Annotated in this window: 14 protein-coding genes; 10 read left to right on the top strand and 4 right to left on the bottom strand. The window is 55.0% G+C overall.

What is annotated here, in order from left to right; translation table 11 throughout:
• The first annotated feature begins 507 nt into the window (after positions 1–507).
• The 6 genes from KQI65_02110 (at position 508) to KQI65_02085 (ending at position 7,710) form a co-directional block, all read left to right on the top strand.
• Positions 508–1,413: a DUF3108 domain-containing protein gene (locus KQI65_02110; GenBank protein MCB2203516.1), complete on the top strand. Its 906-nt coding sequence runs from the start codon at positions 508–510 to the stop codon at positions 1,411–1,413.
• The gene (locus KQI65_02105) at positions 1,410–2,393 is read left to right on the top strand and encodes an NAD-dependent epimerase/dehydratase family protein (GenBank protein ID MCB2203515.1); all 984 of its coding nucleotides are present in this window, start codon (positions 1,410–1,412) and stop codon (positions 2,391–2,393) included. The genes KQI65_02110 and KQI65_02105 overlap by 4 nt, the downstream gene beginning before the upstream one ends.
• 13 nt (positions 2,394–2,406) lie before the next feature.
• Positions 2,407–3,120, top strand: coding sequence for a CPBP family intramembrane metalloprotease (locus KQI65_02100; protein ID MCB2203514.1), 714 nt, complete (start codon positions 2,407–2,409; stop codon positions 3,118–3,120).
• Positions 3,121–3,128: 8 nt separating this feature from the next.
• The gene (locus tag KQI65_02095) at positions 3,129–4,067 is read left to right on the top strand and encodes a phosphatase PAP2 family protein (protein ID MCB2203513.1); all 939 of its coding nucleotides are present in this window, start codon (positions 3,129–3,131) and stop codon (positions 4,065–4,067) included.
• Positions 4,068–4,111: 44 nt separating this feature from the next.
• Positions 4,112–5,080: an NAD-dependent epimerase/dehydratase family protein gene (locus KQI65_02090; GenBank protein ID MCB2203512.1), complete on the top strand. Its 969-nt coding sequence runs from the start codon at positions 4,112–4,114 to the stop codon at positions 5,078–5,080.
• A gap of 203 nt (positions 5,081–5,283) precedes the next feature.
• Complete coding sequence (locus KQI65_02085; GenBank protein ID MCB2203511.1) at positions 5,284–7,710, top strand: TonB-dependent receptor family protein; 2,427 nt, start codon at positions 5,284–5,286, stop codon at positions 7,708–7,710.
• A 17-nt stretch (positions 7,711–7,727) separates the two neighbouring features.
• Here KQI65_02085 and KQI65_02080 read toward each other — a convergent pair whose 3' ends face one another.
• Positions 7,728–9,155, bottom strand: coding sequence for an FAD-binding oxidoreductase (locus KQI65_02080; protein MCB2203510.1), 1,428 nt, complete (start codon positions 9,153–9,155; stop codon positions 7,728–7,730).
• A gap of 213 nt (positions 9,156–9,368) precedes the next feature.
• Entirely contained in the window at positions 9,369–9,785 is a 417-nt protein-coding gene (locus KQI65_02075; protein MCB2203509.1) for a hypothetical protein, read from the bottom strand.
• A 135-nt stretch (positions 9,786–9,920) separates the two neighbouring features.
• Between KQI65_02075 and KQI65_02070 the strand changes: the two genes are divergently transcribed.
• Entirely contained in the window at positions 9,921–10,310 is a 390-nt protein-coding gene (locus KQI65_02070; protein MCB2203508.1) for a DUF3224 domain-containing protein, read from the top strand.
• Between the two features lie 77 nt (positions 10,311–10,387).
• On the top strand, positions 10,388–11,545 hold the full coding sequence (locus KQI65_02065; GenBank protein MCB2203507.1) for a T9SS type A sorting domain-containing protein: 1,158 nt from the start codon (positions 10,388–10,390) through the stop codon (positions 11,543–11,545).
• A gap of 60 nt (positions 11,546–11,605) precedes the next feature.
• Here the strand turns inward: KQI65_02065 and KQI65_02060 are convergent, their stop codons facing one another.
• Positions 11,606–11,959 carry a type II toxin-antitoxin system HicB family antitoxin gene (locus KQI65_02060; protein MCB2203506.1) on the bottom strand — a complete coding sequence of 118 codons (354 nt, stop codon included), beginning with the start codon at positions 11,957–11,959 and terminating at the stop codon, positions 11,606–11,608.
• The gene (locus KQI65_02055) at positions 11,952–12,209 is read right to left on the bottom strand and encodes a type II toxin-antitoxin system HicA family toxin (protein MCB2203505.1); all 258 of its coding nucleotides are present in this window, start codon (positions 12,207–12,209) and stop codon (positions 11,952–11,954) included. Before KQI65_02055 ends, KQI65_02060 begins: the two co-directional genes overlap by 8 nt.
• Positions 12,210–12,427: 218 nt before the next feature.
• Here KQI65_02055 and KQI65_02050 point away from each other — a divergent pair, with 218 nt between their 5' ends.
• Positions 12,428–12,670, top strand: coding sequence for a hypothetical protein (locus KQI65_02050; protein MCB2203504.1), 243 nt, complete (start codon positions 12,428–12,430; stop codon positions 12,668–12,670).
• 734 nt (positions 12,671–13,404) lie between these two features.
• The gene (locus tag KQI65_02045) at positions 13,405–16,980 is read left to right on the top strand and encodes a T9SS type A sorting domain-containing protein (GenBank protein ID MCB2203503.1); all 3,576 of its coding nucleotides are present in this window, start codon (positions 13,405–13,407) and stop codon (positions 16,978–16,980) included.
• The last annotated feature ends 714 nt before the right edge of the window (positions 16,981–17,694 follow it).

The raw sequence follows: 17,694 nt of genomic DNA, 5'->3' as shown, positions 1-17,694 counted from the left end.
CCTCGCAGGCCGTGACGACAAAAAGAAGAAGCAGGGCGGCGAATATGCGTGTGGTTTTCATGATGGTACTCCTTGTGTATAATGTTTGCGTATTGTCTTGCATCGTCTTCCCCCCAATCGATACCACAACCGTGCCAGAATATTGAAATGCGGATTCCAGTCCGTATGAGCTGCTTTTCAGGGATGCGCCTTTCCGTAGCCGACGAATCTTGCACCCTCCCCGGCAGGAATTGTCGAGTGGGAAGCTTCCAGACAGACATTGACGCATTCATGACAATGACGTGACATGTGGGCGCTTGCCTGCGCGTATGTTTCCTCCAGCAACTCACACTATTCACCGCTCAACGGAGGTCATCATGTCAGCATCATTGTTCATGGAAGTCACACTGCTGATCGTGGCGTCCGCCGGAGTGCTCTCGCTGGCGGCCGCGGTGTGCAGCAGGATGATAAGCGGGTCTGGACCCGGATCACTCATGTGGCATGACTGATTGGAAAATGGAGGACATCATGAAACGCAATCACACAGACAGAAACTGCAGCGTCGCCTGCGCACTTTTCCTCGCACTGGCACTTCTGCTCACCGTGGCAGCGCAGGCGCAGCAGATTAACAAGCACTACAACCCGGCACCGTTCGCGAAGCAGGAAGTGCTCCGCTACTCGGTGCATTACTCGTTCATTCGCCTCGGCAGCATCGAGCTGCGGCAGCGCGCGGTGACGAAAGAGGGACGTTCCTGCGGGGAAGTCCGCCTCATCGCCCGCACCGCCTCCGGCGTGCCTTTCATCAACCTGGACATGAAGGAAACGGCCCTGCTGCTGAGAGAGGATCCGCGCTGCATGGATTTCCGCGTCGAGAAAAGCGACGACATCGAACGCACGCGACATTACCGCTACGACGAGAAGTCGGGCACATTCTCCGTGGAAGAGAAAGAGAAGGGAAAAGCCATCGAGAAGAAAAGCCGACAGGAGTCGCGCCGCTGCTTCGACGCGATGGGATTTCTCATGTATCTGCGGGGACTCGCGGGCAGCGGGGTACGGGAAACCGTGCCTACGCTGATGGATTTTGAAATCGTCGACACGCGTATGGCATGTCACCGCGAGCAGGAGGAAATGGACGTCGATGCATTTGACGACGATGTGATGACGTATCGCACGTCACTCAGCGCGGGATGGGAAGATGAGTCCGTCGGCGGCATGCAGGGCGACATCGAAGTCTGGTGTCTCGCCAGTGGCTCGGCAATTCCCGTGTATGCGGAAATCGACCTGGCACTCGGCTCCATCGACATTGAACTCGAAAAGTATTCACGAAAGGATATGCCGGCAGCTGTGAGCGAAGCGAAACGCCAGGGCGGCGCAGGAAGCAGTGGTAGCGCGGGAAGCAGAGGCGGCGTGGATAGCAAAGGAGGTGCGCGATGACTGCACTCGTCACCGGTGCCACCGGTTTCATCGGGGCACGACTCGTCGAAGCCCTGCTCGCGCAGGGATGCCATGTGCATGCGCTCTGCCGTCAGTCCTCTGACGCGTCGGGCCTGCTTGAGGCGGGAGTTACCGTCTACCGCGGAGAACTGACATCAGCATCCAGTATAGCGAATGCCATGCGCGGCTGTGATCGCGTCTATCACCTCGCCTCGTTTGCGGGGAACTGGTCGGCCGATCCCGAAGGTGTGCGCCGCGAAAACCTCAAGGGCATGCGCGTGCTGCTTGCCGTCGCGCGGGCGATGGATGTTCGCCGTGTGGTGTATACCTCGACCATCATGACCTACGGTCCTTCAAACGGCAGCGCACTGAGTGAAAGCACAAGGCGCACCGCGGCCGTGAACACGCTGTACGAACAGTGCAAGGCGGATGCGGAAGAGGCCGTTGAGGATGCCGTGCAGGCGGGACAGGATATTGTGGTCCTGCACCCCACACGCGTTTTCGGTCCGGGAAAACTCACCGAGGCCAATTCCACCACTATCATGATGCGGCAGTATCTGCGCGGCACCTGGCGCAGCATTCCCGGTGCGGGAAACGCGATAGGGAATTACGTGTACGTCGATGATGTGGTGTCCGCACTGCTCGCCGCCATGGAGCGCGGGAAGGCCGGACAGCATTACATCGTGGGCGGCACGAACCTCACGTACGCGGAGTTCTTCGCGCTGCTCGCGCGCAAGGCGGGACGCCGGCGCGTGCTCATTCCCATTCCCCGCTTCCTGGCGAAAGCCTTCGCATGGCTGGAGTTGCTTCAGGGCAAAGCGCGGCTGCGCAATCCCTCTATCACGCCCGCGTGGGTGGATGTGTTTTATGACGACTGGTCCTGCAGCTGCGCCCGTGCGCGTGCGGAACTCGGCTATCATCCCACTTCAATGGACGATGCGTTCGCAGCTACACTCGGCTGGCTGCGTCCGCAGATGTGAGCGGAGGTGTGACATGAAAAGCGCAGTGCTGAAATCCACCCTCCCCTTCGCAATGGACGCGAACGAACGGCGCGCGACCGTGATCCTCATGCTCGGCGTTGTCGTCACCACGCTGCACAGGCAGTCCTGCGGTGTCGACGTCCTGCCTGCCGAAGGAATGCTCGCCTCCGAAAGCGCGCGTACCTGGCTGTACTTCGGTTTGACCTTCCTGCTCTTCGCCGCCATTCCCGCCGCCGTACTGCGCTGGGGATACCGTCAGCGGCTCGGGGACTATGGCGTGCGGATGGGGGACTGGCGTTTCGGCGCGAAGGCCGTGTTCGTTCTTCTCCCCATCATCACCGTCGCCATGCTGCTGCCCGCATCGCAGATGCCGGACATGCAGCAGTTCTATCCCGTGGACAAGGGCGCGATGGCGTCGTCATGGGATTTCACGCAGTATGCCGTGGGACGCGTACTGCTCTTTTACGTGGGGTGGGAATTCTTCTTCCGCGGTTTCATGCTCTTCGGGATTCGCGATGCGGTAGGTGATGCGATGGCCATCGCTGTCACCACGCTGCCATCCGCTCTCTGGCATATCGGTTATCCGACAGGAGAACTGTATTCCTCGATCGCGGCGGGACTGCTGTTCGGCTGGCTGGCGCTGCGCACGCGCTCTGTTCTCTGGCCGCTGCTGCTGCACGCAGGCATCGGCATCGTCACTGATCTGACCATAACCCTTTCCATGTGAGGTGTGTCATGCGTACTCAAGAAAAACCATCACGCTGGTATCAATACACCGTCGGCACTGGCGTCGCAGTACTGCTGCTGATCATCGTGCTCACCCTGAGCTTCCCGCATCGCATTGCGGATGCGGACACGCTGTTTCTCAGCAGCTATCTTGTGCTGCTGGCGACGCTGCTCGTCCATGTGATTTCCTCCCTGCTCGGCAGGCCCTGGCGGGCGCTGCTCCGCGGTGTGGGCGTCATCATGCTCGTCAACTACCTGTTCAGTGCAGTCGCCGGCATGCAGCATCTGATATTCACCGAGTGGAAGGACGCCGCGCTCATCGCATTCGAAACGCGCTTTACCGGGGTGGAGCTTTCCCACATTCTTGAAGGCATCACGGTGCCGGCGCTGACGGAATGGTTGATGGCATCGTATGTCATTTATGTTCCGCTCATGCCCCTGGCAGCATGGCTTGCGTACCACTATCGCGGGGAGGAGGAACTGTACCGCTATCTCTTCAGTCTGCTGGTGGTGAACATCGGCTGCAACCTGGGTTTCGTGCTGTACCCGATCGCGAGTCAGCTGTTCTACGATCCCACGCAGTACACCGTGCCGCTGACTGGTGGTGTGTTTGCGAACATGGGAGAGTGGATGCGCGCCAACGTGCATTTCCCCGGTGGCAGCTTCCCGAGTCCCCACAACGCGGCCGGCACGGTCATGTTCGTCTTTCTCTGGCGCGCGCATCGCCGCTGGGCGGCCGTGTTCACGCCCTTCCTGCTCAGCATTCCCATGGCCACCGTGTATGGACGCTTCCACTACGTGTCCGACGCCATAGTCGGTATCGCGCTTTCCGTGCTCGTGCTAAATCTCGTACTGCTGCGCCACAGGGCGGAGCAGCCGGAGCGCGCAAAGAGTGCGCAGCCACTGTCGCAGACGCTGGAGCACAAACCGCAATTCGCCCGTTCGTAATACCATATCGTCTTACCATACACATCTGAATACAGGAGGCAATCATGAAAGCGCTTATCACCGGAGGAACGGGCTTTGTCGGAAGTCACCTCGTCGAGGTATTGAAAAACCGCGGGTGGGAGCTGTGTGTGCTGGCGAAGGACGCCATGTTCAGCGCCGATCTCGGTGTGCCGGTTACCATCGCGGATCTCAGTGACCGCGAGGCCGTGGCGCCGCTGCTGCGGGATGTGGATTATGTCTTTCACGTGGCGGGACTCACCCGCGCACGGAAGACCGTTGACTATTACATGGTCAATCACCTCGGGACGCGGGATCTGCTCGATGCCTGTGCCGAACACTGCCGCGCACTGCGCCGTTTTGTGTACGTGAGCAGTCTGACGGCAGTCGGTCCCCGCAACGGCGCGGGCGAAATTACCGAGCAGTCGCCGTATCATCCTGTTTCCCATTACGGACGCAGCAAGATGATGGCGGAAATTGAAGTGATGGAACGCAGGAATGAAATTCCGGTCACGATTGTGCGTCCCAGTGCGGTGTACGGTCCGCGCGACCGCGACCTCTTCCGCTACTTCAAAATGATACGCACGGGCATCGAACCGCTGCTCGGCTCCGGCGCACATCAGCTCAATCTCGTGCACGTGCGCGACCTGGTCGACGGTATCATCCGTGCCGCAGAGCATCCCGCCGCGGAGGGTGAGGCCTTTTTCATCGGGGGAGAGAATTACAGTACGGCCGGACTCTGTCGGCACATCGCCCGCGCCATGCAGCGTCGTCCCTTCGTCTTTCACCTCCCGGAATTCCTGATCTATGTGGTCGGCGCCGCGGGAGAGGCGACGGGCAGACTGCTGCGACGGCAGGTGTTTTTCAACGTGCAGAAAGTGCGCGAAGCTGTGCAGGAGGCATGGACCTGCTCGATAGACAAGGCGCGCGAGCGCATCGGTTTCGAACCGCGTGTAACTCTCGACGCAGGCATGCGTATGACCTACGACTGGTATCTCGAGCATCAGTGGCTCTGATCCGTTACGACGCGAACCGATCCGGTAAGGCGCGAACTGACCCGGTAAGGCGCGAACTGACCCGGTACGACGCGAACTGAAGCGATGCGCGCTCGATGAATGGCGGCGCATCGCTGGCATCGCACAGGGCAATAATTTTTACCGGTGCAACCGCAGTGTACATCCTCCGTATAGTCGGGGACATCCACACAGAGGAGTGTCCCATGAGATTATCGTTTACCCTGTTTGTTGCACTGCTTTTCCTCTCTGCTACCGTATTCGCCGAAAGTGATGGGGAGGAGAAGAAGGGCGTGCGCGTATACGGCGCCGTCGTCGATGCTTCCACAAAAAAACCGCTCATCTACGCCAACGTCGTGCTGTTCAAAGCGTCGGGCGAAGAAGTCGCAGCGTCCTCGTACAGCGGGGAGACCGGAGAGTTTCTGCTCACGGGCGTTGAGCCCGGACGCTACACGCTGGTCGTCACCTACGTGGGATACGAAGAAAAGCGCGTGGCGGATTTCGAGGTCAAAGGCGGCAGCGAACAGGTAAATGCGGGCACACTCGCACTCGCTCCCTCCGCTGTGGAAGTGGATGAAGTGACCGTAGAGGCTGATCGTCCCACCGAAGAATTCCATCTCGACAAAAAAGTCATCAACGTGGGCAAGAGCCTGCAGAACCGGGGCGGCAGCGCGCTGGATGTGCTGCGCGATCAGCCTTCGGTGCGGGTGGACGCCAACGACAATGTCACGCTGCGCGGCAGTTCGAATTTCACCGTGCTGGTCAACGGCAGGCCGTATCCCTTCCAGGGATCCGACGCCCTCCGGCAGCTGCCCGCGAATCTCATCGAAAGCATCGAGCTGATCACCAATCCTTCAGCCAAGTATGAAGCAGAAGGATCGACAGGTATCATCAACGTGGTGCTTCGCAGGGAAAACGATTACAGCAGCAGCGCCATCGTGAATATCGGGGCGGGGACGAGAGACAAGTACAACACCGACGCCACGGTGTCGATGAATTACGGTGCGACGAAGGTGACCGGGGGACTCGATTACCGGCGCAACGCCTATCACCAAGTGCAGGATGTGGATCGTCTCACCATGACGCCGCAGGGCAATATTGTGAATGAGACGGATCTGCGCCGCAGGGATATCCGTGATCAGTACAACGTGCGTCTGGGCATCGAGCATACGATGGATGAAACGCATACGCTCTCGCTCAACGCCAGCGGGGGACAGGTGAAGATCCCACGCAGCTTTGCCTTCGATGTGCATAACACGAGTCCTTCACTCGACCTCTATCAGCAGATAAGCAACAACTTCGATCTCACGGCAACGTACATCAACGGCACGGCGTTTTACGAATACCAGATCGAGCCCGAGAACAGCAAGCTCACCGCCGAGGCGGTGTACACGCGCGTGTTGCTGCCGTACACGCAGGTCACGCGGGAATACGACAGCGATCCCACCTTCAGATCGCGAAGTGCGCAGCCGTATTCCACGCAGCTCGACTCCGACGCAAATCGTCATGAGGCGCGGGCGAAAATGAATTACATGAAGAAGTTCTCCCCTACCAGCACCTTCGAAACCGGATGGCAGTCCGACTACTCCATCCGTTCCTACGATGTGGTGAGCAGCGTGTACGACTGGGGACAGGACACGTGGCTGGGCGACGAGCAGTTGAGCAACGTATTCGACCTCACCAATTACGTGCATGCGGGTTTCATGACCTGGGCGGATGTGTTGCTGGGACTGCAGTACCAGGTCGGACTGCGCGCCGAGTACATGGACCGTCTGCTGACGCAGAAGACGCTGGGCGAGGATTACGCGTATGACAAACTCGACTGGTTCCCAAGCTTTTCGATGGCGCGGAAGTTCGGCACGCACACGCTGCAGTTCAGTTATTCCCGCCGCATCAATCGTCCCAACGAAAACCTCCTGAACCCCTTCCCCTTTTACAACGACACCTACCTGAGCACCGCCGGCAACCCGCGGCTGCTTCCCGAGTACACCCACGCGATGGAACTCAACTATCAGAAGATGTTCGGCGGCGTGTACATGTCGGTGCAGACCTATGCCAGGCTGTCGACAAACACCGTCTGGCAGGCGCAGTCCGCCACCGACGACGGCAAGATGAATATCACCTTCGGGAATTTCGCGGAAACCTCGAACATGGGAGCCGAGCTGACGGCGAGTTATCGTCCCGCCACCTGGCTGCGCCTCGATCCAAACCTCAACCTCTTCAACAACGCGGTGAAGGGGACGGCGTTCGGAAGGGACATTGACGAGCAGGCGTTCACATGGACCGGCAGGCTCAGCGCGATATTCACCATCACACCCATGACGCGGCTGCAGATCACCGGCATGTATCTCAGTGAGCAGATCGGTCCCCAGAGCACAACCGATCCACTGTTCTACCTGAGCGTCACCGCGCGGCAGGACTTCTTCGACCGCGTCCTGTCAGTCACCCTGCAGGCGCGCAACCTGCTGGAGACATCGTATTACAACGTGTCCTCCATCGGACAGAACTTCGCCAACAGCTTCGTCGTCAAACCCGAAGTGCCCGTCGTCAACCTCACGCTCACATATAATTTCAACAACTACCGTCCCACCCGCAGGCAGGACGGTGATGTTGATGTGAATGTGGGGATCTAATGCCTCCGGGAGCCGGACTATGCTCCTTTTGGACGAACGTTCTGATTATAGCTGAAGAAATTGTCCGGATCGTACTGCTGCTTCAACGCAACCAGTCTGTCGTACCCGGCGCCGTAGGCGTCGCGTATGCGATCCTTTTCTTCCTCCGTCATGAAGTTTACGTACACTCCTCCGGTGGCGAGCGGTGTGGCAGCCGAGAAGATGTCGCGGCACCAGCCGACGCAGGTATCGTCATCATTCGCGTCTTCCCAGCGGCCATGAATATTCATGATGAATTCGGCATCGCGATGTACGTATGCCGTGGCATCGGGGGCGACACGTCCCACTGCACCGCCTAGATGGGCGATGAATACTTCGCATGCGGGACTCGGCAGTTTCGGAATGTAATCCTGGATGACGCCGAAGAGTTCGTCCTCAAGCGAAGTGAAATCATGTGACTTCCAGTAGTTCCGAGCACCGGGTGTGAGCAGGGGATCGAAGGCCGCCTGGAATCCCGCATAGACATGCGGACTGATCACGTCCGCATACGGTGATCCGAATTCCCGGAGCGGCTGCAACGCCTTTTCGCCTTCGGCCATGTCCCCGGCGTAGAGCACCGCGATGACCACGACTTCTTTTCCATGCACGCTCTCGTCGAGGAAGGGCAAGGGCGGTGCCTTGCGCATCACAAGCCAGACACTCAGTTCATCGGGGGCGGTTTTGACGAAGTCACGGTAAAACCGGAGAAGATTATCAGCCTCGCTGAAGGGATGGACGATCAGGCCGGAGAGTATCTCCGGTCCAATCGCATGCAGCGAAAACTCGAACGACGTAACGATGCCGAAGTTTCCGCCACCGCCGCGGAGTCCCCAGAACAGTTCACTGTTTTCTTCCGCGCTTGCCGTGAGAAGCTCACCTGAAGCTGTCACGACATCGGCGGAAATGAGGTTGTCCGCTGTCAGTCCCCACTTCCTGCTCAGCCAGCCGAAGCCGCCACCCAGTGTCAGTCCTGCAATTCCGGTCGTACTGTTAATTCCGACCGGCGTGGCAAGGCCAAACTGCTGTGTCTCATTGTCAAATTCCCCGAGCGTCACACCGGGTTCGGCGCGGGCTGTCTGTTTCACCGGATCGACGCGCACGGATTTCATTCCGGAAAGGTCGATGAGCATGCCGCCGTTTGAAATGGAACTGCCGGCGATATTGTGTCCCGCGCCGCGCACGGTCGCGAGTACGCCATGTTCACGGGCGAAACGAACGGCGCGAATCACATCCGCGCTTCCGGCACACTGCACGATGCAGCCGGGTCTTCTGTCAATCATCGCGTTCCAGATTTCGCGCGCCTCATCGTAACCATCATCTCCGGGCAGAATGACTCCACCGCGAAGGCTTTCGGAAAAGGTTCCGACATCCTCACCGGATATCTGAACTGAGCCACCGCTTGCAGCGGCAAACTGTATCGTACTCATGGGAACTCCTCTTTGTCATTGGGCAAAAGCACCAACAGTGGCTTCCCATGCGTCGCGTAAGCGCATGCAAGTCGCTGAACGTCAGGTGTGCAATAAATGCGGGTAATTACCCCAGAGTATATCCTATTTAGGGAGCAATGTCAATTAGCGGTTATGCTCCAGATTCCCCGTCCCTGCTCCGAATACGTATCCCCTGTCAGTCGTCGAGCGCTCTCAGTTCTCAAGCGTTGTCAGCACATCGTCGGTAAGCCTGATCTCCTGTGAAGACAGGATATAATTGTCCGTGTCGGTGAAAATCATGAAGTACGATCCGTACGGCAGGCCTTTGTCTGGCGTATAGTTGAAAGTGTCTTCCCTCTCATCGAAATTCCCTTCCCGGAAATTCTGGAGGATATTTCCTTCCCCGTCGATCAGGAGCATGCGTCCCTCGATCGGCTTTTTCACGTCAAGCGTGATGTCCGTTTTCGTGTCCCTGTTCAGCACCGCCGGGAGGACGGTGAGTTCATAGACGGAGTGATGGACAGATCCGAGGCGTTCGGTTGGAACCGTGTCTTCGGTATTCCCGCTGTTCGTCGTATTGCAGGCGGTGAAACATACGACGGCGGAAAGCACGAGAAGTCGCAGCAGCATGGAGTCCTCTTTGCAATGGTGATGGCAGAGTGGAAAGTCCGGTATTCATCAGAAAGATGCAATGTGATTTACCTGGACTTGAGTTTCCGCCGGAAAGAACATAGTATTGCTTCTCTACCAACAGAAAGGAAGTGCATGCTGGCAGAAGGACGATTTGAAGTCACATTGCAGCCGCTGGAAGGCTACGCCTCAGGGGAAAACGATATCATGCTAGGACGAATGTCCATTGAAAAGCAGTTCTTCGGTGATCTCGAAGCGCAGAGCAGAGGGGAAATGCTCAGCGCGCGCACGCCGGTGAAAACCTCGGCGGGCTACGTCGCCATCGAGCAGGTGCAGGGAAAGCTCCAGGACAGGCATGGCAGTTTCGTGCTGCAGCATTTCGGCATGATGTCCGGCGGCGAAAACCGCCTCATCCTCGAAGTCGTGCCCGACTCCGGCACCGGCGAGCTGCAGGGACTGTCCGGCAGTATGGAAATCATCATCGAAAACGGGGAACATCGATACCGTTTTACATACGAGATCTGAGCATGAGAATTTCACGTTTGATATATCGGGTGGCACTCTAGATAACAGATGTTCTTCCATCACCTGAGGTTGTGGAGATGAAAAAACTGTGTGTGCTGATACTTCTGCTGTCCTCTGTCGCGGCAGCGCAAACCCCACCGCGTCTTTCCTACTTTCCTCTCGAGACCGGCAACTCGTGGACGTATCACGTGACGCTTCGTCCGGGCATGTACAACGAAGTGCAATTCGACACGACGATAACCGTCGGTGACCGGGTTACCGGTCCCAACGGCAAACAGTATTATGAAACCAGCCTCGGATTGCTGCGGGTGGACAGCACGACAGGCATGGTATGGAGATACTATCCAAACGTGTATCTCCCCCCACTAAGTGATACGACCCGGCATTGCGTAGACTCGACGGAAATGGAGTTCACCTATCTCGCTGCGGATTCAGGCGCTACGCATATCATGTGTGGTGATGGCTGGCCGTGGCACATGTATCTGAGCGATTCCGCAGAGACCGTGGAGTTCCTGGATATTCAGCGCCGGCGCATGTACTGGTCCGGCTGGCTGGAGGCTCACATATTTGCCGACAGTATCGGACTCTGTTACCGTGTCTACACTGCCCCGAATTTCGATGTCATCAGATGGGAACTTGTCCGCGCTTTTGTGCATGGCGTGCTGTACACCCCGGTTCAGCTTCGGTCTTTCACTGTCGATGTCGCGGAGGGTTCCGCACTGCTGCAGTGGGACACCGAAGAGGAAATGGACAATCTCGGTTTCGAGGTGCAGAGGCGCAATGGAGTCACGCGAGAAGATTGGAATGTTCTCGGCTTCGTCCCCTCCCACGGGCGGAGCGCATCTTCGTATTCCTTCCATGACCGGGAGCTTCCCGCGGTCCCGAGTATTTCGTACAGAATCAAACAGATCGACTACAGTGGAAAAACCTGGTATTCACCCGAGTTCCGGGTCGATCTGGGAACGAAACAACCCGGCACACTTCGCATGGAAGCATATCCGAATCCATTGATTCAGACGGGTCGGCTGCGTCTCACTGGCGATGCTCCGCACACCTGGCAGCTCACATTGCAGGATATGCTGGGACGCTCCCTGCGTCAACTTGCGTCGCCCGTGGACCCCAGCGGGGTGTCCGACATTGCGCTTGATCTCACCGGACTTCCGGCAGGACAGTATTTCGTTGTCGCCACCCGCGGCGCACAGCGTATCAGTCTGCCGCTCCTCCACCTACCCTGACACATGGTCTAAAAAAATCAGCGCGCCGCATGTTTCCGGGGAAGCATGCGGCGCGTGTGATTACTCATGCACATCGTCATCCCCAAGCGCACGCGCGACGTAGCGCTTCACCGCTTCGAGTACGACATTGTTGATGCTTTCGTTTTCGAGGCGTGCAAGGTCCGCGACGTGGCGGTGCAAGGTCTCGGGCATTCTGACGACGAACTTGCCGGAATACGGCTTGTCTGCTTCCTCACCCCGCTGTTGACAGAACTCCAGGTAATCATCGATGGAGTCGCGAAAGGCCTGCTCTATTTCATCGGCCGTGCTTCCCTGGAACGTAATGACATCGCGAGTACCCAGCACCTCGCCGTGGAAAATCCGCTCTTCCGAGATGTACTCCACTTTCCCCCTGTACCCTTTGTATTCAAGCATAACGCACTCCGGCCTGTTCAAGAAATTTTCGTACCGACGACAGCTGTCCCCTGTCAGTAACGCGCTCGGGATGAGGACGGTGGAATACCGCTTTGACACCGTTTAATGCGACTCGTACTCTCGAGCCGCGTCCCTCCAGTATTTCAGCACCCAGTGAGCGCAACAAACTTTCAATATCCCTCCACTCAATATCAGATCGGACAGGATTTTCAAATATTCTTCTGAGTGTGGATCGCTGCTTCTTGTTCAAGAGAGATACGAAATGTTATTGAGTAAAGCAGTACTAATATATGATACTACATGGTGAGTAGCAACAGTCACTACAGACACTCGCATTTCCGGATTCGTTTCGTTCTCGCCTTCGTTGCGCTTCGAGCAACTACGACGCAGCAGGCGTCTTCGCACTTCCGGCTTCGTTTCGCTTCCCTCGGACTTCCGCCTTCGCCCGCACCATACAAGCATTGGAGCATGATATTAGCGATGGCTGCGGCGGGACAAGACGCCGCTACAGGCGATCTCGTGCAGCACAGCGGAGGCGACAACCATCAACCAGGGGGTCAATTTTGCGTTACCATTTGGGTTCAGCAGGGTCATTTTTCATTCGCCGAAACCGACTGTAATCATTTTACCAGCTGGACGCCGATATTTAATCGTTTTTACCAGCAGCGTAGCAGTTTCGCCACCGGATCTGGTTTTTCTATGAATTTCTGACCGGGAAGCAACTGCCTCCCGCACTGGAAAAGTTATCACGTTGCTAGAGTTTGCCGAAAAGGAAGACGTCTGAAGTCCGCGGCACCGCCCCCGGTCTGCCACTGCTGCTATGCTGCCATTCGAGGGAGGGGCAGGTGAGGCGAAACGACTCCGCTCAGCGTAGTCGACACCCACACACTCCCTAATTGCAGCACATGTAGCAGTATGAGTTCTTTTTCCGAAAAAAAGGTTTTTAAATATTTGAATTGTGCGTTTTTTTTTTTTTATATCTTTCGGTATCGGTGACAGCAATCCGAAAATATGAGGAACGGTCTCCCTGAAAATCTGCATGGGGACACCGTGAATTCTACGCCACTGCGGCGATACAGCGATTGTTCTACCAATGAAGAGGTGAGGTTTGGAGACTGGGGATGAAATGTAGCACCGGGTGCAAAGGGAGCGACGCGAAGAGTCGGCATACGGGGCAAAGCTGGGACAGAGGACACGCGGCGAGGGAAGTAGGTTCGCCTGTTTCTGATACCGCAGAGTTATCCGCAACAACATCGTAACCACGAAACCAACGTATGATCGGTACATGGACACCGCTTGGTCGCTTGCGTACCTGGCTGTTCTCCCTGTATCGCCGAGCGCAATAATCAACAGCCGACCTCACGGACCTGAGTCTCCCGCAAAGAAGCATCAGGTGCCACAAGGCCGGCAAGGTCCGTAGACCACCAGTAATTACAGGAATTCCGATGAAGATTTCAAGCACAGGCACCGATATTGTGCCGTTGCGCAATTTTACGTACAGCATCGGTGCATCGCTCAAACCGTTGCAAAGCATCGTCACCACGCTGGGTACTATAGGTTGCATCCTCATGCTTCTCGTCGTAAGCTCACCGGTGATGCTCAATGCACAGACGGAATGGAAGGACCGCTATACTAGTATCGCGGTCAACGACCAGTTGAACCCTTCAGTTGCGAAACCGACAAATGTTGACTACACGATTAGCGTATGGGAGGATGAGCGGAACATAGATGAATCGGGATCGGATATATATATTCAAAGAATTGATAATCAAACTGGAGTATCCAAGTGGATTGCTGATCCTGTCTCCGGTGGCCTCTATGGGCCGTGGGACGTTGTTACAGACCGTTTCGATGGTATACCCGTGTGCACGGAAGTAGGAGATCAAAGAAATCCACGCGCAGCCTATGATGGGATGAATGGTGTTATCGTTGTGTGGGAGGACTACCGAAATGACCCTTCCGCAACCATTGCAGATATCTATGCTCAACGCATAGATCTAAGTACTGGTCGTCCAGACCCAGCATGGTCTCCGAATGGGATTATTGTTTGCCAAACGGGCGCTCATGCTGAACGTCCACGTATTGCTGGAACTGTAGATGGTGCGTTTATCACTTGGATCGATTATCGCAATGATCCTGGATTTGCACCACGCGATCGGGATGTTTTCCTGCAGTATATTAACAGTGCAAGCGCGACATTCCCATCAGCACCGACGAACTGGACCGTCAATGGAATCCCAGTAGCGATGAACCAACCGCCTGATCAATACAATCCTGAACTTGCAGTTGACAATATTTTCACTCTTGACATGCTCGGCAATCTGACGCAAGGAATAGTCGTCACATATCAGGATGATAGATATCAAAGTGCAACATACGGAACTCCGGTCTGGTCTGTTTTTGCCAATCGCATTGATGCAAATGGTATGCAGAAGTATACCACGGGCATACCCCCTTATCAAGGTGATGTTGCGGCAGGTCCATCATACGAAAGCCAGGAGTTTCCGAAAATTGTGACAACCGGAAAACTGCCTCAAATACAAACGCCCTCAGCTATAATCGTCTGGCAAGACGCTGTTCAGAATCCGGCACTTGGATATACGGACATATATGCTCAGCGAATCGATCAAATCGGTAATCAATTGTTTCCAGGGTTGAACGGGCTTGCTGTGTGCACGGCACCACAAGCGCAGATGTTGCCACAACCAGTCCTGTGGGAATCAGGAGATCCAGCAACAGGTAGTTACGTACCGTATGTGACTGTCGGCTGGGAGGACCATCGCAATGCGCAGCAGACTGGAATTGACCTCTACGCTGCACTGATCAACTCAACAGCACCTGGGATGCTCGCAAATCCAGCAGGAAGCTTGGGTGAACAGGTCTGTATTATGCCGTATGGGCAGACGGAGTTAGCGATGGATAACCTCATTCAAAGCGATCCAAATCAAGAATTCACAGTATTTGTGTGGACCCACGAGACCGGGAATGGCATGGATATCCGATACCAAAAGGTGATGCTGCCTGGCTGGATAGAAATGTGGCCAGTGGATGGCAAGACGGTGACAGGTGCTAAGTCGGACCAACATTTCCCACAGGCTAGCCGTGAGGTTTTTGTGTGGCAGGACGGAAGACGGGACCCAATCCCATTTGATGATCAGGACGATGAAAATATTTATTGTCAAACGCCTGGTGAGTGCACCGGTGCTTCGGATATGAAGTGGAGAGATATGTTCGCAAAATGGACCTTCGGCAGGAATGCTCGTGACTTCCGATACGTCATAAATCCTGATGATGGTTCAACTTTTGTCGTCTGGACAGAAGACCGGGAGATGTACACTTCCTCATACCACTCGATTGTGTTCGTCCAGAAATTTGACAGGGATGGAGTACCACGTTGGAGCAACAATGGTATTGCGGTAAATGGATACGCAATCGAACCCGGAAGCACAACCACAGCTGTGAAACCAGATGTCTGTATCGCAAAAGATGGAGGTGCATTCGTTGTTTGGCAGCAACTTGTCTTTCTAAATGCAACCAAACAGGAATGTTTGGGTGCGAAATATGACGCCGCAGGGAATGCGACAAATTTGCTTTTAACCTGGTCTTGGGCGTTTCCCAATCCTAGTCCATATAGTTATACTGAGCCTCGAATAGTTGCTGGATCGAATGGCTCTGCTGCAGTGGCTGTTCTTGAAGATACGAGGCCTGCAGGTGGTACTGGTAAGTTACCGAAAGTGGCAGGCCTTACACCTGCAGGTGGCATTGTTCCGGGGATTGGTGGTGTTGTAAATACTAATACCGCACCTGTCAATGTTGCCGTCAATCAAGACCTTCGTCTATCGTTTGATGGCATCGGCACGTTTTACATTATGACGTCAAGTATGACAGCTGGAGTCACAGGCATTGTCCTTGGCGCAATTTCAGGAAACGGTATTTCAGATGCAGTCTTGATCCCCTACTACTCCTTGGATGGATACGATCTGAATGTTCATGATTGTCAATCTAGTCTGAACATCAGTTCAGCATTGTTTACGTACTCGATTCAGCCTCAACAGGGCAATCAGTATGATGTGTATGCTGGTTACTATAAGTGGAACGGTACCACACGATCGTTCTATGCAACGTCTGTCAGACCAAACATGCCATACTTTAACTCGCGTCAGCCAAAAATATGTAGTGATAGTATATATGCGACCTCTGGCGTGCAAGGGATATTGCTAGTATGGGATACTGATTACCAAACACCTGGTTCACCGATGTATCATCGAGTAGAGAGCAACAGATACCTTTTCCCTGCTGCTAATCGCCTGGTTCCAGAGTTCAGCTCTCCACTGATCCTGGCGGATGGATTAAATGCATCGACATATCCCGATGTCGCGCGAGTTGTAAACTCAAGTAGCAGTAGCACGGTGCGTGGCGTCGTTGCTTGGGAGGGTGGCGGTGAACTCGGCCCCTGTTCCCCTGCGAGACCGACAGAGATTTACGGTCAATACGTCTTCTATAACCGGAATTCGACTAGCCCCGGCCCTCAGTGGCTTCAGGCAGAAATGATCGGTCCGGGCGTAGGGAATTACCACCAAATTCGTCCAAACGTTCAATTATCGATCCCGGATGCTATATCAGTGTTTTGGTATGATAGCCAGAATGGTGAAGACGGTGTCCTGGGAACAAGACTGCCAGATCTGCATCAAAGTATTGACTGGGCAAAGAATCGTGTTTTTGCAGAGCGAGATTGGAAGATACCGAGTATTGGAATATCGGGTGTTTGGCCACAACCTGCTTATGTAACTACTGATCAGTTGCAAGTCGGTATATCAGGAAGTATAAACAAAGAAACAGTTGTGGAACTATTCGATCTTCTTGGACGCAAGATTGCGTCATTGTTCCGTGGTGTCATCTTGCGGTCTGATCTGACAATTCAGTTCTCACCGTTGAGACTAAATTTACTGCCAGGCACGTACATTATCCGATATCAGAGTGGAAACACTGTTGTAGCACATAATATAGTCATCCTCCGCTAGTGTGAGCAGATCGGTACTGAGCAGTACTATCTAGTCATGTCATTCCTGTCACTAAGCTTGGTGGGGCATTGACGATGCCCCTCCTATTATTTGTCATCTGCTATGTCAAACCCACGGAGCAAACAATGATGCTGTTGGTCCATGTTGTCCTTCTCATCCTAATAGCCTCTTTGCCTGCACATGGATCGAATCCTCCTACAAAACCACTTCGTCTGCCACTTCATTTCATAGGTAATGCGGGGCAGTGGAATCAAAAAATTGAATTCGGGGTGCTTCGTGGCACTGACAAGGCGGCGTTCATGCTTACGGGTGTACAACTTTACCGCCCAATGCAGGTCACAGGCAGTATTCTTTCAGGGGAGTTGATATCAGAGGAACATGGTAAACTCCTTCGTGACGAATGTGCAACACTAGAGTTCGTGGCGCCCTCAACGGACATGAGAATCGAAGGGATCGATCGGGTTGCGACTCATACGAACTTTTATCGTGGCGATGATCAAAATCAATGGCGTAGTGACGTTCCGACGTACAAGGGGGTGCGATATGTGAACGTTTGGGATGGTATTGATGTGGAATACATCGAATTCAACGGGAAGCTGAAACAGCGCCTCATCCTGCACGAAGGCGCTGATCCTCGCGCTGTGAAGATCAAAACCGGGAATTTTCCCGAAGATTCAGGCATTAAGACGAGTACACACGGATCAGGATTGTCCA

It is taken from the genome of bacterium (assembly GCA_020444325.1).
Taxonomy (GTDB): Bacteria; Bacteroidota; Ignavibacteria; order SZUA-365; family SZUA-365; genus BM516.
This window is presented reverse-complemented; position numbering and strand designations above follow the sequence as displayed.

Coding starts and splice junctions, on each gene's coding strand:
- KQI65_02110 (MCB2203516.1), top strand. CDS start 508: ATGAAACGCAATCACACAGACAGAAACTGCAGCGTCGCCTGCGCACTT.
- KQI65_02105 (MCB2203515.1), top strand. CDS start 1,410: ATGACTGCACTCGTCACCGGTGCCACCGGTTTCATCGGGGCACGACTC.
- KQI65_02100 (MCB2203514.1), top strand. CDS start 2,407: ATGAAAAGCGCAGTGCTGAAATCCACCCTCCCCTTCGCAATGGACGCG.
- KQI65_02095 (MCB2203513.1), top strand. CDS start 3,129: ATGCGTACTCAAGAAAAACCATCACGCTGGTATCAATACACCGTCGGC.
- KQI65_02090 (MCB2203512.1), top strand. CDS start 4,112: ATGAAAGCGCTTATCACCGGAGGAACGGGCTTTGTCGGAAGTCACCTC.
- KQI65_02085 (MCB2203511.1), top strand. CDS start 5,284: ATGAGATTATCGTTTACCCTGTTTGTTGCACTGCTTTTCCTCTCTGCT.
- KQI65_02080 (MCB2203510.1), bottom strand. CDS start 9,155: ATGAGTACGATACAGTTTGCCGCTGCAAGCGGTGGCTCAGTTCAGATA.
- KQI65_02075 (MCB2203509.1), bottom strand. CDS start 9,785: ATGCTGCTGCGACTTCTCGTGCTTTCCGCCGTCGTATGTTTCACCGCC.
- KQI65_02070 (MCB2203508.1), top strand. CDS start 9,921: ATGCTGGCAGAAGGACGATTTGAAGTCACATTGCAGCCGCTGGAAGGC.
- KQI65_02065 (MCB2203507.1), top strand. CDS start 10,388: ATGAAAAAACTGTGTGTGCTGATACTTCTGCTGTCCTCTGTCGCGGCA.
- KQI65_02060 (MCB2203506.1), bottom strand. CDS start 11,959: ATGCTTGAATACAAAGGGTACAGGGGGAAAGTGGAGTACATCTCGGAA.
- KQI65_02050 (MCB2203504.1), top strand. CDS start 12,428: ATGATATTAGCGATGGCTGCGGCGGGACAAGACGCCGCTACAGGCGAT.
- KQI65_02045 (MCB2203503.1), top strand. CDS start 13,405: ATGAAGATTTCAAGCACAGGCACCGATATTGTGCCGTTGCGCAATTTT.